Genomic DNA, 16,263 nt, shown 5'->3' on the forward strand with positions numbered 1-16,263 from the left:
GCAGAATGATTGCAAATAAAATTGGATAAATCCGCAAACCAGCACAGGAATTCTATGTTTCCGGCCTTATTTGGCGAGTTTATTCAGTTGTTTTACCAACACATCAAAATCACGGGCATAAGGAGCGGTGACATCAATCAGTTGTCCGTCCACATCCAGGAACCGGATGGAATGAGCATGCAGGGCCACTCTTTTGATCAGCGGCAGTTCTTCCGTATTGTTTTTCAGATTGAATTTCTTCTTGAGCTGCGACAGATAAATATCCTCTCCTCCGTAAGTCGGATCACAGACAATCGGGGCCTTAAGACACTGAAGGTGTACCCTGATCTGGTGCATACGCCCTGTGATCGGGATGCATTTCACCAAAGTATGTCTCGGGTATGATTTTAAGGTAAAGAATACCGTTTCAGCTATTTTACCTTTCTGCTTATCTATTCGCACGGCGGTGCCGTCTTTGATCGGTGCTATCGGAAGAAAAACGGAAATACTGTCGAAATCATGTACCCCGTTTACCACGGCATGGTATTCTTTTTCCACTTCCCTGTGTTCAAACTGCATGGCCAGGTTACGGTATGCCTCCGGGTTTTTAGCCATCACCAGGGCTCCTGAAGTTTCTTTGTCCAGGCGGTGACAAAGCTGTATGTCGTCAAACATTTCCCTGGCCAGGCGTAAAATACTGACGGATTTATCCGGCGTACGTTCATCCAGGCTGGCCACAAACGGGGGTTTATTGATCACCACATAGTTATCGTTTTCAAAAACTATGTTTTCCTTAAGCTCCAGCTTTTTGGGTGGTTTTTTGTATCCTGTTAAATCCATTCTTTCCTATTTAAAAACACAAAGTTAATGGATTTCTTTTTCTGCTTTAGGTAGTTTGAAGGTAAATCTTGTTCCTTTGTCCACTTTAGAGGTAACATTGATGCCGGTTTCGTGGGCATTCAGGATATGTTTGACGATGGCGAGGCCTAATCCGGTGCCTCCGGTTTCTCTCGAACGGCTTTTATCTACACGGTAAAAACGCTCGAAAATACGATAAAGATGCTCCTGGGGAATCCCGGGGCCGTTATCTTCTATGGAGATGGTGAAAGATTTTTTGTCTTCTTCAAATTCAATCTCTACTTTACCTTTATCTTTCCCGTATTTGATTGCGTTATCAATAAAATTAGTCATCACCTGCGTAATCCGCTGATAATCGGCAATCACCCGGCACTCTTCCAGGTTTTTCGGCTTGATAACGATCTTTGTTTCTCTTTTTTTAGCCTTTTCTTCCAACTGCTCAATAATCTCTTCCGTGATCTGCAGCAAATCAACTTCTTCAAACTGCATCTTCAGATCGCCGGATTCTACCTGGGTAAGTACCACAAGGTCGCGGACAAGGGCATCGAGACCGTCAAGGCTTTTAGCCGCCTTTTTAAGAAATCTTGTAGCCACAACAGGATCGTCCTTGGCTCCGTCAAGGAGCGTATGCACAAAACCCTGGGCCGCAAAAATCGGCGTTTTGAGTTCATGCGAAACATCGGCCAGGAATTCTCTCCTGAAAAGTTCCATTCTTTTCAGTTCTTCAATCTCTTCCTGTTTTCTGCTGACATAATTGGAGATTTCCCTGTTCAGTTTTTTAAGTGGATTGACACTCTTCAGAAGGCTTTTCCGCGGAATGTGGAAATCCTGTATCTTCAGTTTCTGAATCGACTTATAAATCAGGTTTACTTCCCTGAATACCAGGATATCTATGGTATAAAAAGTAAAAAAGAAGGAGCATCCGAAACAACTGATACCTGCCACAAACAGCATACCCATGCTTACCTCCGGCACAAAACTCAAAAAAGCTAAGGTGATGGAAGTAATTAATGTGGCAAGAAGCAGGGCAATCCATCTGGGTGAAAGGAACATTTAAAACTGGATTCTTTACAGGATTCAAATTTGAGCAAAAAAAGCTGATTATCAAAAGTTTTTATGCTTCGTCAGAAAACATATACCCTACGCCTTTGAGCGTTTTGATAAACTTCTCCCCTATTTTCTCCCTGACTTTACGGATGTGAACATCAATGGTACGTTCCACCACGAAAATATCCGCACCCCAGATTTTATGCAAAAGATCGTCTCTCGACTGTACTTTGTTTGGCATCTGGGCCAGGTGAAACAGCAGTTCAAATTCTTTTTTCGGCAAAATCACCACATTTCCGTCTCCTTTGATCACCGAATAATTTTCACGGTTAATCGTAAGTCCGGCGATTTCAATGATATTTTCCGACGAATTTTTCTGGGTCTCCTTTCTGAAAAAGGCATTGATACGGCTCATGAGAGCCCTTGGTTTGATGGGTTTGGTGAGATAATCGTCCGCTCCGGCATCAAAGGCCGCTACTTCTGAAAACTCTTCTGCTCTTGCTGTAAGATAAACCACATGGATGTGTTTGAGACTTTCTGTTGTCTTGATGACTCTCCCCGCTTCAATTCCGTCCATCAAAGGCATCATGATGTCCATGAGAATCAGATCGGGTAAGAACGACTTTGACAATTCCACCCCCTCCAGGCCATTGTGTGCAGCTTTTACTTCATAACCTTCTTTCTGCAGATTGTAAATGAGTAATTCCAAAATATCTTCATCATCATCTATGACTAGTATTTTATTGGCCATGTTATCGATTCTAAACTAAATGATAAAATTAAAGCACAAAATTACGCTAAGCATTCCGCTTCCATGTTAAGCCATTGTTAAATTTTGACCGGGGTCAAAACCGGAAAGAATAGATCTTTCCCTGTTCATTCGTGAATATAATTGTCTGATTATCATCAAAAATCATGCCTTCTGTCTGCTTGCGGCCGGTTTTTAAACAAGCCAGCGGTTTGTCAAAACTGATTACACCGTGTTCAATTGAAAACAGGTAAAGTTTACCGTACGTTAACAATGCAAACTTGGTTTTGTCAGGGCTGATGTCAGCCGCTGTCACTTTCGTGTCCAGTTTGAAGGTTTCGACCGGACTCAATTCATAAACACCCGGCTGGTCAGACACCTTATACATCCTTGTTGATTGCTTTTTCTTTGCCCAGCTTTTGGTGAAGAGATAAAGATTGTGATCATACCAAAAGAAAGCTTCACAGTCAAATTCAGGCTTTGAAGAAGGAAAATCTTCCTGGTCAGCATAACTGAACCTGATTTTATCCAGTTTTCCTTCGGGGGTTCTTTTATAGATCGTCAAATCTCTCCGGTTTTGACCGTTGTTGCCGAAATCCCCGATGTAGAGGTTCCCTTTATCATCTTCTGCCAGGTCTTCCCAGTCCACATTTTTAGCTCCTTCTATCACCAAAACACTATCGAGCTTACCTTTTGAGTTGATTTTATATAATTCCGGTTTTCCTCCGCTGTCGTTATGCGTCCAGTAATATCCTTCTTCCTTTGCTTTGGCCAGGCCGGAGTTTTCATCCACTTCAGCAGGCATTTCCCCGATTTTCCAGATGTCGGTTTCACCCTTGATGTTGTCAAAACCTCTGCGGCTGTCCGGATTGCAGGAACAGGTGACTGTTTTGATGGCCACCATCAAAAGATAGAGTTTATAAAAGGTCATTTTATCTTTGTAGTTTTTCAATTTCTCTGATGACGTCTACAATACCTTTCAGGGGTATTTTAACCCATCCGGGTCTGTAATTGATCTCGTACCCCAGTTCATACACGGCTTTTTCGAGCAAATGGAACTGCAGCAGGTAGTTGATCTCATTATTATTTTTCAGTAAAGGGTGCAAAGGTCCGAAATAATCCAGGTATTCTTCCAGGTAAGTATCCCTGATCAGTTTATACCACCTGTCGGAAGCCCTTTGCAATACCACATCCTCCAGGTTATTGGTTTCCGGCGAGTTAAACAGTTTCGCCGATACCGCATAATGATAGGACCTGATCATCCCTGCCACATCTTTGAGGGGTGAGTGCTTGATCTTCCTTTCATCAATCGGGCTTTCGGGCTCACCCTCAAAATCTATAATGATCAAATCTTCGTTACAAACCAATACCTGCCCCAAATGGTAATCACCGTGTATCCTTGTCCTGTAGGACTCAATTGGCCGTGTCAGAATCTGGTCAATAAAGTCGATGATAATATCTTTGGACTCCATAAAGTCCCAGGCCAGCAACTGGGCCTGCTCATCCAGCTTCAGGTAATTATCAGTTAACAGATTATACCTTTGCTCCAGCAGGTTTTCCATTTTCTGATGAATATACCTTCTGTAGGGCCTGTCAAACATATCTGCCCTGAACGCTTCCTCTCCTCTTATGGCAAACAGGGCATAGTGCATTTCGGCAGTCCTTGTACCCAGCAGAGCTACTTTTTCAAATACATTTTCCTTGATCTGGAAATTACCTTCCACAAACGCAAACATAAATTCATTGAGGTAATCTCCCGTCTTCGACCAGTCGTCTTTTTCATTATCGATCACCTCCACCATCATCCCGAAAGTGATATGTTCCTTCTCCTTTCTCTGCCAGGTCACGCTGCCGCAAAACCTCGGTATATTCCTGAAGTCAGAGTTCTGGGTGATGTATTCGACCATCTCCACCTCAGGATTGGTGGCTGTAAACAGTTTCCTGTAAAGCTTAAAGAAATACCGCTCATCGTAGATAAAGGCCGAGTTACTGGAATCTATATTGGGAATAAAACTGGCTTCAATAGGTTCGTCTGTCAGACCTTTGCCCCTGACAAAAGAAAGGGTATCCTGGTTTTTCTGTAACGTTGAGGCGTTCTGTGCTATATGATAAAGGACGGCTTCTCTGAAATTGGCATCATAGATAGCGTCGACCAGCACTCCTTCCTTGTCATCCAGGTTGGCATCTGCAATGATCGCTTTTTCACAAACTTCCTGCGTCCCTTTCTCCACAAAAGAAAGAGGCAGAAGATAGCTCTCTTTATCTCCCTGGGGATATTTCACTTCAATGATCGTAAAGAAAAACTGCAAATCACCGTGTTCCATCCGCACTGCGGAAGTAACCTTGGGTCTCCACCCGTTCCTGGCCTTGCCGGCAAACCAGCGGCAGGAATTCATAAAGTCAGGCAAAAGGTTATCTTCTAAAACAGTATGGACGTATTTATCTTTTTCAAAGCCTTCCCAATCGAGCGACAGAACAAAAGTTGACATATATTTAATGTATTTATGTGTATTTTTTATTTAAGTTTTTCTTCAAAAAGCTTCAGGATTCTCTTGTATTCATCAGCCCAGGAAGAAGGTTCCACAAAACCGTGGTCTTCCATAGGATAACTGGCCACTTCCCAGTTTTCTTTCTTTAATTCGATCAGCCGCTGCGTCAGTCTCACCACGTCCTGATAATGAACGTTGACGTCCACCATGCCGTGACAAATCAACAGGTTATTTTTGAGCCCGTCTGCAAAATAGATCGGTGAACTTCTGCGATAGGCCAGGCTGTCTGTATGAGGCTCATTTAATATGTTTGCGGTGTAGCCGTGGTTATAAGCTGCCCAGTCTGTTACCGGTCTTAATGCCGCACCGGCTTTAAAAACATCAGGCGTAGTGAAAAGTCCCATCAAAGTAATGAATCCACCGTAAGAACCTCCGTAAACACCGATTTTCTTAGCGTCAATTCCGTAGTTTTTCACCAGGTAATTAGCTCCGTCTACATTGTCTGTCAGGTCTTTTCCTCCCATGTGGCGGTAAATCCCGGTCCGCCAGTCCCTACCGTACCCGGCTGAGGCACGATAGTCAATATCCAGTACAGTATATCCCTTTTCTATCAGCAGGTTATGAAACATGTATTCTCTGAAATAACTGCTCCACCATTTGTGGGCATTCTGAAGATACCCGGCTCCGTGTACAAAGATTACCGCTTTCTTGTTTTTCAGTTTAGCAGCCGGTTCATAAACCCTGGCGTAAACATCCTTGCCGTCAGCGGCTTTGAAAGTAATGATTTTAGCTTCCTTCCAAGTATAGGCGTTAAATTCTTCGGTTGTCGATGAAGTTACTTTTGTAGCTGCCGCCCCGGCTTCATTGGCCTGGATATACAGCTCCCATGGCTTGTTGATGTATGAATATCTGATGGCCAGTGTTTTTTCATCGGGAGAAAGCGTTACTTCATTGGCTCCGGTCATTGAGGTTATTTTGATTCTTTCGCCTCCTTCCACAGCCATTTTATAGAAATGCTGTTCCCCTGGATGCACCTCGTTGGAGATCAGGTAAAAATATTTTCTGTCTTTTGAAAGTTCCGCTTTCTGAATTTCAAAATTGCCTTGTGTCAGTTGCTTTTTCTCTCCGGTCAGAACATTTACGGTATAAAGATGCGAGTATCCGCTGGCTTCTGACTGAAAATAGAATGTCTGATCGTCTAACCAGCCTGTAGATCCGCCTCCGCCGATGCCAGGTCCGCCGATCCAGGCTTCGTCATGCTGACGGTCCAGTAAGGTCAGTTTGCCGTTTTCAGGGTTCAGACGCATGATCCAGCGGTCTTTGTTGTCAGCAGCCCTCACGATCGCTACCGCATTTGATCCGGTGAGTGACCAGTTGACATCCTGAATCATCACCTGTCTGGCTTTAGGCTTGGTTTTAGCAGTGTCTTTTTTAGCATAATCTTTCAGAAACTCCGGTTCATCATTGATTCCCGGAAGATCTTTTACAGATATCTGATATACTGTATCCTTTTTAATATGATAAATAAAACTCTGATAGGAAGCCGCCGGAGAACCCACTTTCGTCCTGGCGGGAATATCCTCAGTATAACCCGATTCTGTTACGTAATTAGGTACAATCGTATTTTTAGCCGACTTCGCAGCTTCTATTAATGTATAGGTCACAAATCTTCCGTCAGGACTCAGTTGCGTAGCCACCTGTCTTTTGTCATCCAGGTATATTTTTTTCGGCTGCTCCGGCTTGTTGCCGTCGGCTATTTTTTTGGCTTCTTCTGTTTTATCTTTCCGCTCTTTCAATACTTCAAACATGGACAGCTGATCTTTCTCAAGCCAGCCCTCCTGACCCGTCTTCTTCCTTTCCGGCTTTTTGCTTCCGGCTTCAAAATCCGTAAGCTGGGTCGTCACACCATCTCCTACAGATAAACTGAACAAATTCCCACCTTTTGAAAAAATTATACTCTGCTCATCCAGGCTGAAGCGGGGATTCGATTCCCGTTCAATGGTTTTGGTCAGTTGTTTTATTTTAAGACTGTTGAGGTACTGGATATATAAATCGCCGTTTTTTTCATAGGTTTTCATAGATAAACTACCTGAAAAACTACCGTCAGCGGGCAACTTCTGACGTTCAGCCTTGAGCACTTTAGTGATTTTCTGATCTGCTACACTTACTTTATATAAAGAGTCTCCTTTGTTTTTGTCGGGGTTCCATGAGAAATAGATGGTTTTATTGTCGTCAGCCCAGAAGATGTTGGACGGAGAGGTTCCGATCCATTTCGGATCTCTCATGATATGGTCAACGGTCAGTCTGGCAGGTGCCTGGGCTGATATTTCAAGGATCGCAAAAGCGAAAAACAACATCAGGAATACATTTCTTTTCATAATTTAACGGTAAGTTTTTGAATGAAGTCAATCTAAGAGAATGCAAAATAATTAATAATTTCTTCACCGGAAAGCCTCATTTTCAGTGAATGCCCGCCATCTCTTATTCTTCAAATCACAAAACCCCGTTAAAGCCGGAAACCCGGCAAAAAAAGAAAGCCCGCACCACTATTATGCGGCACAAGCTCTCTTTGGGTCAAAATTATATGGCTATAAAATTATATCAGGCTAAAAACAGTGTGGCAATAGCTAAAACCTGTTCCTTGGTTAGCGGTTCGTCAAAAGCTTCCGTAACAGCCGCCTTCGATTTACCGGATATCCCATCTATATTTACCCCACCCTGTATTGTATTGTCGTCACCTGCATAAACCGCTGCAGGGCTTCCTTCATTTAAAGTAATCCATCCTTTTACTCCCGGAACAAACCCTTTGGTATTCAGCAATCTTCTTACCACTGAAGCGTGACGGGCTTCAACAGAGTGGATCTGAAGTGCATATTCAAGCAATGGTTTGTCCTCGGTAGCCATCAGGTTACCCGCCTGGCCTTTGTAAGCTCTTACACCGGTATCTTCCAGGGCATGTGAAACCACAGCAAAGGTTTTAAAATTGGTAAACACATCTGCAAATGCACCTTTTCCTGTGAAGTCGAAGTTCGGTTTAGCTACGGCTTTAGCTCCCAAAGCTGCCAGTAAAAAAGCAACGTGCTGGGTTTCATGTTTTCCGATCTGTGCAAAAACAGGTTTATCTGTCGCCGGAATAAGATTGGCAGTGCCGTTCCCTTTGATATAAAACTCATTTTCAAGGTACTCCAGTGTCAGAGCGTAGTTCAGGACATCGATGGCCGCGGGTGTGGCAGCATAAGCCTTGCTGATGCTTGATGCTACAAGAGCAGGAACAGCAAAAGCAGAAACTTTCTTACCTAATGTATTGAACAAACTACGACGTGAGTAGTATCCAAGTCTTTCGTGAACGTCTGCGTCCACTTTCTCAAGTTCTGATATGATATTGAAGATATTCATGATGATTATTTGGTTTAAGCAGTTGGAAGATTTGCTCCTGATACTTTAGTTTTAATAAATGGTGCCACAGCGGCAAGAATGTCAGCAGGCTTTTTAGCCCCGTCCAAACCATTGTTATCAATGATATCATCCCCTGCAAAGAAAGCAGAATTAGGCATCAGCATGTCACGGATTGCCGCGGCATGTCTGGCTTCCACAGAAACAATTTTACCGGCAATCAAAAGATAAGCGGGCTCTTTGATCAGTTTACCTGCTCCATTATACGCCAGGACTCCGGTGTCTTCAAAAACTTTCGCTGTTCCCAGCACGCTCGCACGGCTTGAAAAATCAATCGCTGAGAAATTTACTTCCAAAGCCGGGATGGCATTGGTACTCAAAGCTGCCTTGAAAAAGTCACGGTGTATGATTTCGTGGTCCCTGATTTCGGTAAACAGAGTCTTTTCAGCGTCTGTCATTCCTGAAAAAGGTGTGGCTACTACCTGGATATAGAAAGCAGCTTCCAATTGTTCGAGTGCGTAGGCATAATTCAGGATTCCAACATCACCTGAGCCCAGATCAACAGTACTGCCCGTTGAATCCGGGGCATCGTCATCACTACATGCAGCTAATACTACAGTTCCTGCCATGGTTGCCAATCCGGCGTTGCGAAGAAAATTCCTTCTGTTTACAGATTTTACAGGATCGACTGTGTGTTCAATTTCGGAGGATCCGACATTCATTTTTTTCATGAGAATTAGTTTTACATTGACTTAATAGATCTTATTCTGCGTTTCGGGATTATCTACGGCGACCATCCTTTTTTGGATCAAAAGAAAATGAAAAAAAAGATTTCACCTCATGAATAAAAGGCATAAAATACATTACAATCAACTGATTATAAATCACATACAAGACAATAAAAAATACCAAGAAAACATTTACCCGGAACAGTATCAGACAGAAAAGCAAAAAAAAAGCCGGCAGTTTTCATTTGCCGGCATTGAAAAAATGATGAAAAGAATCAAATCCCTTCTGTGAAATTCAGGACGGTGACGACATCGTCCCAGTCTTTAAATTTCAGATTTTTGCTTTCTATAAAAGCATCGAGGTCTTTATTTTTGAAATATTCGCTTACAGACTTTTTATTATTTTTTATCCTGGTCATTTTACCATCCTTTGTTGCAAAATAATAAGTCTCATACAAATCAAAGTTTACCGTTACATTCGCATCATTAAAATTCCTCTTTTCACGTGTTTTAAACTTCACATGTTTCAGTAGTTTGGTTGTTTTTCCTTCGAACATTACCTGGTAAAATGACAGCACCCCCTGGCCGTCAATCGGCTCAAATCCACATTTAAAAAGAAACCCTTTAGCTGCCGAGGTGTCTCCCAATACAAACTCCCTTACCGTCTGATCTATGGTATAAGGCTGTCCGTTACTCCACCTTTCCAGCCTGTTATCATATCCGTTATAGTTAATCGGCAGATACTCCGTTTTGCCGTTCTGAAAAACCACTTTCCCGGTGTTCCAGTCTTTCAGCAGGTATGCTTTCTCCTCGTCATAAACCCTTATTGACTTTGAGTTGATCCGTCCGACGGTAGTGGCTGTAGAAAGATTGGTGTTCTGACCAAATAAAAAAGTGGTATTTAAAAGCAGTACAAGAATTGTGAATATTCTTTTCATAGTTTAAGCTTGGTTTAAATTGTTTAGCTAAGTAAAGTAAAAAAATTGTTTTCCCCAACTTGTACACGTAAAATTTGGGGTCGGTAATAATTTTAAACACAACGCACCGGAATTTTGCTTATTTTAATTTTATTTACATTAAAATAGCCTGATAACTGAGGTATGTATTCAGGTTTAAATGTGAATTAATTTTTCAAAAAACAATAAGCGTCAAAAATGAGCGATTTAAAGGGTAAAGTAGTTTGGATTACGGGTGCATCTGCTGGTATTGGTGAAGCTACAGCCTATCTGGCTGCTCAAAAAGGAGCAAAACTGGTCATTTCAGCGAGAAGAACAGAAGAGCTTGAAAGGGTTAAATCCAACACAGGCCTGACAGAAGAAAATATTATGGTCCTACCCATTGACGTAGAGAAAATTGATACTTTTCCAAGATTGGCAGAACAAATTATTGAGAAATTCGGAAGGATCGATATTCTCTTTAACAATGCAGGAATTTCTCAAAGGGGAAGTACCCTTGAAACGGATTTTGAGGTTTACCGTAAACTGATGGAAATCAACTTTTTCGGGGTAGCGGCCCTCACCAAAACCGTACTTCCGTACATGATCAGCCAGGGCTCGGGTCATATAGCTGCCACAAGCAGTGTTTCAGGTAAACTGGGCTCTCCGATGCGATCAGGGTATTGTGCCTCAAAACACGCATTACATGGCTTTTTTGATGCTTTAAGGTCTGAAGTAAGCCGTAATAATATTTTTGTGACCATGGTATGCCCCGGTTATATTCAAACGGACATTTCAAAAAACGCCCTCGCCCCCGACGGAAACAAGCATGGAAAAATGGATCAGAACCAGGCCCAGGGTATGCCGGTGGAAGTTTGTGCCGCAAAAATCATCAGGGCAATTGAAAACAATAAAGCGGAAATCTATATTGGAGGAAAAGAAATTATGGGAATCTATCTGAAGCGTTTTCTTCCGGGATTACTTAACAGAATCCTCGTAAATCAGGCCCCAAAATAAGCAAAAAATTATTATATTAATAATTAAAAAAATATAAAGAATCCAAGTCAGCCAAAACCCTGTTTATGTTGAAAAACCCAAATATCACACAATAATATTTGGGCAACATACCCTTTCCCTACTCTGCAAACACCGGAATTTCAAATCAAAAAAATATTCTCCGCTTTAATACCCTCAAACTTATTTACCTTTTCTAATATTTTATTAAACTTTTCTCATTTTATTTAAGATTTTTTAACAAAAAAATTATTTGTATTCCTAAATACTCCTACATTAGAATTTTAAAAACTATAATTAAAAACCTAAACGATTAATTAAGAATGAGGAAAGTTTTATTTACCTTTCTGTTCTTTGGTATGGGATTAATTTCCATTGCCCAAAGTGCCAAGGTTACTGGAAAAATAACCAGTGCCGATGATGGTTCTGCTCTCCCTGGTGTTAGTGTCCTGCTCAAAGGATCATCTACAGGAGCCCAATCTGATGCTGATGGAAATTATTCAATCGTTGCCCCTAAGGGCAGTGTGCTTGAATTCAGTTTCATCGGGTTCATCAAAAAAAGTGTTACAGTAGGCAGCGAGTCAGTGCTGAATGTAGCTTTATCTTCTGACGAAAGGTTACTTCAGGAAGTCGTCGTAACGGGTCTTGGCCGCCAAAAAGAAGAAAAGGCCGTAGGAACTGCCATGCAAACGGTAAAAAGCGACAAACTTACATTTGCTAAAGAAACAAACGTAGCAAGTGCATTAAGTGGTAAGATTGCCGGGGTTAAATTACAGGGTGCTCCATCTACTTCATTCCGCGAGCCGAACTTATTGATCCGTGGTGCCACAGGTCTGTCTGTTTATGCCAACCCGCTTTATGTACTGGACGGAACTCCGGTAAGTTTAAGTGCCGTTAACATGGACAATATCGAAGCTATCTCGGTTTTGAAAGGTGCTGCAGCGACTGCCATATATGGACAGCGTGGATCTGAAGGTGTGGTTGTATTGACCAGTAAAAAGGCCAAAAGAGGTAAGATCCAGATAGACGTAAACTCGGCTACTACTTTCTCTAAAGTGTACAACCTTCCTCCTTACCAGAATGAGTATGCGGGTGGTTATTCTCAGGACTGGAGTACGTTTGAGTACAATCCTGCTATTCACCCTGCTGACTGGGCTGCATTTGATGGCCAAAAAATGATCGAATACTATGCTGATGAGAGCTGGGGGCCAAAAATCGATGGTACAATGTATCGTCCTTATTACTCATGGATCAGAACTCACCCGGGCTACGGAAAAGAAGTTCCTCTGACAGCTCAGCCTAATAACGTAAAGGACTTTTTCGAAACAGGTGTTGATTTGAACAATAACATCACCATCGGTGGTGGTAGCGAAAACGGTACTTACAGATTGTCGTATACAAACATCGACCGTTCATTACCTGTTCCGAATACGAAACTTTCAAGAAACTACATTACACTGAATACTACTTACGACCTGACTAAAAAAATAACGGCCTCTGCCAATATCAACTATCTGATCGAAGGTCAGAATGGTAGACCGCTGGAAGGTTACGGACAAGGTCTTTCAGGTAGCTTTAACCAGTGGTTCCAACGTCAGGTGGATATCAATATCCTTAAAGAATACAAAAACCCGGACGGAACATTCAATTCATGGAACATAAAAGGCCCTGAGGACCTTAAGCCGTTGTACTGGGATAATCCGTATACTGATGTTAACGAAAACCTTTACAAACATGGTCAGGACAGAGTATATGGTGACCTGAGTCTGAAATACAAGATTTCTGACAAATTCAATGTTCAGGGCTGGATAAGAAACAGTTCAAACTATTTCAACAGCAATTTCAGAATATCGTCAGGAACTCTTAATCAGTCTGCGTTCTTCAACTCTACAGACAAGGCAATTGAGATGAACTACGAATTTCTGGCTGATTATAAAGACAAAATCGGAGAATTGTTTACGATTGATCTGAGTGTCGGTGGTAACGTTAGAGATAACAAAAGATATACTACTGCCCAAAGTACATCAGGTGGTCTGACCATTCCTGGTTTATACAACATCAGTGCTTCCAAAGACCGCCCTATCGTTGCTTACGGATATTCTGCAAAGAAAGTACGAAGCATTTACGGTTTGGCTTCCCTGGGTTTCAAAGGATTCCTTTACCTGGACGCCACACTTAGAAATGACTGGTCTTCTGCCCTGCCGATTGAAAACAACAGCTATATGTATCCTTCAGTAGCCGGTAGCTTTGTATTCAGCGAATTCCTGAAAAACCAGAACATCCTTTCTTTTGGTAAATTGAAAGCTTCATGGGCTTCTGTTGGTAGTGATACTGATCCTTACAGAACCAATCCTATTTTCCCTTCAGGAGCACAAGGCAGCTATACAGTGCAAAACCTGCCGACTCAGTTACCGAATACTACTTTGAAGCCTACATTATCCAAATCTTATGACTTAGGTCTTGAAATGAGATTCCTTAAGGATAAAATCGGATTTGATTTCAACTATTATACCCGTCAGAATACCAACCAGATTCTTCCTTTGACGGTACCGTCAACCAGTGGTTACAATACTGCTTTGGTTAATGCGGGTAATATCACAAACGAAGGTTATGAACTTGCCATTACATTGAAACCGATCAAAACCAATGATTTTGACTGGGAAATCAACTTCAATGCAGCGAAAGCCAATACTATCGTTAAAGAACTTGCCCCTGGTATTACCAACTATGTACTTCCTACCTTTGCGGCCTACAGTGTTGGTACCAACGTAAGTGGTGGTGTAAACTCTTTCGGACCGACAGTAAACGCCAGAGTAGGTGAGAAATTCGGTTTGCTTGTTGGCCGTGCCTTCAGAAGATTCCAGGCAGTAGATGCTCAGGGCAACCCTGTTGACAACCCTAGCAACGGCAAATTCATTGTGAACGCCAACGGTACTTATGCTTATGATTCTAATAAAAACCTGGGTTCAATCCTTCCTGACTTCACAGGTGGTCTTGTAAACACGTTGAGATATAAGAGCATCAATCTTTCATTCAACATTGACTTCCAGAAAGGTGGTAAGGTATGGTCTACTTCAAGAATGTTCAATGCGTACTCAGGCTTAGGTGCTGAAACTGTTGGTAACAATGCCAAAGGTAAGCCGCAAAGAGACCCTGTAGCTGATGGTGGCGGACTTGTAGCCGAAGGTGTATTGGCCGATGGTACTGTAAACACCAAGTACATTGAGTCTGCTACTTACTGGACTACCATGCAGCCTATCCACGAGCGTTGGATTTATGATGCTACTTACATCAAACTTCGTGAAGTAAGTTTAGGTTATGAACTTCCGAAAAGCCTTTATGAAGGTAAATTGCCATTCAGAAATATTTACATCGGAGCCGTTGGTAGAAACCTTTGGTTAATCAAACAACCGGTAGTAGGTTTGGATCCGTCTGAATTGGAAGGTGTATGGTCTGAAGGTGGTCAGCTTCCTGCTGCCCGTTCGTATGGATTCAACATCAAATTCGGTTTATAATTGTAAAGAATTAAAATGTATTTAAGAATGAAAAATATAAAATATTTAGTTTCTGCAGTTGCTTTATCGATGATGACGAGCTGCGATCCTTCAGATTTCGGAGACATAAATAAAGACCCGAACAACGCTTCTACTGCTATCGCTTCATTCCTTTTGACTGGTGCTGAAAGAGGTTTGGTTGGCCCTATTACTGATGTGGAAGGCTCTCTTTACACTCAGCAGATTGCCAATAAGCAATACACCGGTGCTGACAGATATGAAACCATTAACTTCAGCTTTAACGGTTTCTACGCAGGCCCGCTGGTAAACCTTAATGAAATCATCAAACTGAACACTGATGCTGCCACAAAAGGTCCTGTTGCTCAATACGGTTCTAATAACAACCAGATTGCAGTAGCAAGAATTCTCAAAGCGTATTTTTATTCTCATATCACAGACAGATGGGGTGATGTTCCTTACTCAGAAGCTCTGCAAGGTAATACGGACTTTACACCCAAGTTTGATTCTCAGGATGCTATCTACGCAGGCCTTTTCACAGAACTGAAAGCTGCTGCTTCTCAGATCGACGGAGGTGCCGCGGTTCAGGGTGACTTCCTTTTAGGTGGTAACATGGCCAAATGGAAGAAGTTTGCCAACTCTTTAAGAGCTATACTGGCATTGCGTCTTTCTAAAGTTGATCCTGCTAAAGGAAAAGCTGAATTTGCTTCTGCTCTTGCAGACGGAGTGATTCTTACCAATGCAGACAACGTGGTTTACAAGTTCTTAGCCGAAGAAGCTAACGACAGCCCTTGGGAAGATCGTTTCGAAACCCGTCTGGACTGGACTGTAAGCAAGCCGATGGTAGATAAACTGAAAGAATTCGCAGACCCGCGTCTTCCTATCTTTGCTGACAAAGCATTGCTTGTTCAGGATTACGTAGGTATGCCATATGGTTTGGCTCAGGCTGATGCAGGTGGAATTCCTAACGGTCAGGTATCTTTCCTTGGTGCCGCTATGCGTAAGCAAACCAGCCCAAGCTTTATTATTACTGCCGCTCAGGTGCATCTGGCTATCGCTGAGGCAGCTACTTTAGGATGGGTTGCTGAAGACGCCAAAGCTCACTACGAAACAGGCATTACTGCCTCTATCGAACAGTGGGGTGCTACAGGGGCTCCTGCTTACCTGGCCGGTGCTGCGGTTAAATTTGACGCTTCTAAAGCAATTACTCAAATTGCGACCCAAAGATGGATTGCTCTATTTACCAACGGTTATGAAGCATGGGCTGAGTGGAGAAGAACAGGTATCCCTGCCTTATCTCCTCCGCCGGTTAACTCTAACCCGGGCGGCAAAATCCCTCGCCGTCAGGCTTACCCGACTTCAGAGCGTGATTTGAACGGAGACAACTACAAAGCTGCCCTTTCTTCTAAGCTGGGTGGTGTAGATGATCTTAACGGAAAAGTATGGTGGGATAAATAACCCCTGCCCGTTTCTATAATGAAAGAGGCTGTCTGCGGACAGCCTCTTTTTGTTTTAAATAAGGCCATAAATCCATGTTCAAAATGGCAGTCATCATGATTA

At 42.5% G+C, this 16,263-nt stretch carries 12 protein-coding genes; 3 read left to right on the plus strand and 9 right to left on the minus strand.

Annotation, left to right across the window (positions count from 1 at the left end):
* Nucleotides 1-66: 66 nt before the first annotated feature.
* From GVN16_RS06395 to GVN16_RS06435, 9 genes are all read right to left on the minus strand, one after another.
* A complete protein-coding gene (locus tag GVN16_RS06395; protein WP_166563015.1) occupies nucleotides 67-819 on the minus strand; it encodes an RluA family pseudouridine synthase in 753 nt (250 codons plus the stop codon).
* Nucleotides 820-843: 24 nt separating this feature from the next.
* Nucleotides 844-1,890 carry a cell wall metabolism sensor histidine kinase WalK gene (locus tag GVN16_RS06400; protein WP_166563016.1) on the minus strand — a complete coding sequence of 349 codons (1,047 nt, stop codon included), beginning with the start codon at nucleotides 1,888-1,890 and terminating at the stop codon, nucleotides 844-846.
* Nucleotides 1,891-1,951: 61 nt separating this feature from the next.
* A complete protein-coding gene (locus tag GVN16_RS06405; RefSeq protein WP_166563017.1) occupies nucleotides 1,952-2,635 on the minus strand; it encodes a response regulator transcription factor in 684 nt (227 codons plus the stop codon).
* A gap of 94 nt (nucleotides 2,636-2,729) precedes the next feature.
* Nucleotides 2,730-3,563: a hypothetical protein gene (locus GVN16_RS06410; protein WP_166563018.1), complete on the minus strand. Its 834-nt coding sequence runs from the start codon at nucleotides 3,561-3,563 to the stop codon at nucleotides 2,730-2,732.
* 1 nt (nucleotide 3,564) lies between these two features.
* Nucleotides 3,565-5,121, minus strand: a complete 1,557-nt coding sequence (locus GVN16_RS06415) for a putative maltokinase (RefSeq protein WP_166563019.1) — start codon at nucleotides 5,119-5,121, stop codon at nucleotides 3,565-3,567.
* Between the two features lie 26 nt (nucleotides 5,122-5,147).
* A complete protein-coding gene (locus tag GVN16_RS06420; RefSeq protein ID WP_166563020.1) occupies nucleotides 5,148-7,499 on the minus strand; it encodes a prolyl oligopeptidase family serine peptidase in 2,352 nt (783 codons plus the stop codon).
* Between the two features lie 223 nt (nucleotides 7,500-7,722).
* The gene (locus tag GVN16_RS06425; protein WP_166563021.1) at nucleotides 7,723-8,517 is read right to left on the minus strand and encodes a ferritin-like domain-containing protein; all 795 of its coding nucleotides are present in this window, start codon (nucleotides 8,515-8,517) and stop codon (nucleotides 7,723-7,725) included.
* A gap of 14 nt (nucleotides 8,518-8,531) precedes the next feature.
* Nucleotides 8,532-9,236 (minus strand): ferritin-like domain-containing protein, encoded by a 705-nt coding sequence (locus GVN16_RS06430; protein WP_229244084.1) that lies wholly within the window; start codon nucleotides 9,234-9,236, stop codon nucleotides 8,532-8,534.
* Nucleotides 9,237-9,517: 281 nt separating this feature from the next.
* Nucleotides 9,518-10,180, minus strand: coding sequence for a hypothetical protein (locus GVN16_RS06435; RefSeq protein WP_166563023.1), 663 nt, complete (start codon nucleotides 10,178-10,180; stop codon nucleotides 9,518-9,520).
* A 216-nt stretch (nucleotides 10,181-10,396) separates the two neighbouring features.
* Between GVN16_RS06435 and GVN16_RS06440 the strand changes: the two genes are divergently transcribed.
* From GVN16_RS06440 to GVN16_RS06450, 3 genes are all read left to right on the plus strand, one after another.
* On the plus strand, nucleotides 10,397-11,194 hold the full coding sequence (locus tag GVN16_RS06440) for an SDR family oxidoreductase (protein WP_166563024.1): 798 nt from the start codon (nucleotides 10,397-10,399) through the stop codon (nucleotides 11,192-11,194).
* A gap of 320 nt (nucleotides 11,195-11,514) precedes the next feature.
* Nucleotides 11,515-14,706, plus strand: a complete 3,192-nt coding sequence (locus tag GVN16_RS06445) for a SusC/RagA family TonB-linked outer membrane protein (RefSeq protein ID WP_166563025.1) — start codon at nucleotides 11,515-11,517, stop codon at nucleotides 14,704-14,706.
* A 27-nt stretch (nucleotides 14,707-14,733) separates the two neighbouring features.
* Nucleotides 14,734-16,161: a SusD/RagB family nutrient-binding outer membrane lipoprotein gene (locus tag GVN16_RS06450; protein ID WP_166563026.1), complete on the plus strand. Its 1,428-nt coding sequence runs from the start codon at nucleotides 14,734-14,736 to the stop codon at nucleotides 16,159-16,161.
* Nucleotides 16,162-16,263: the final 102 nt, after the last annotated feature.

The sequence above is a fragment of the Emticicia sp. CRIBPO genome (assembly GCF_009905725.1).
Lineage (GTDB): Bacteria > Bacteroidota > Bacteroidia > Cytophagales > Spirosomataceae > Leadbetterella.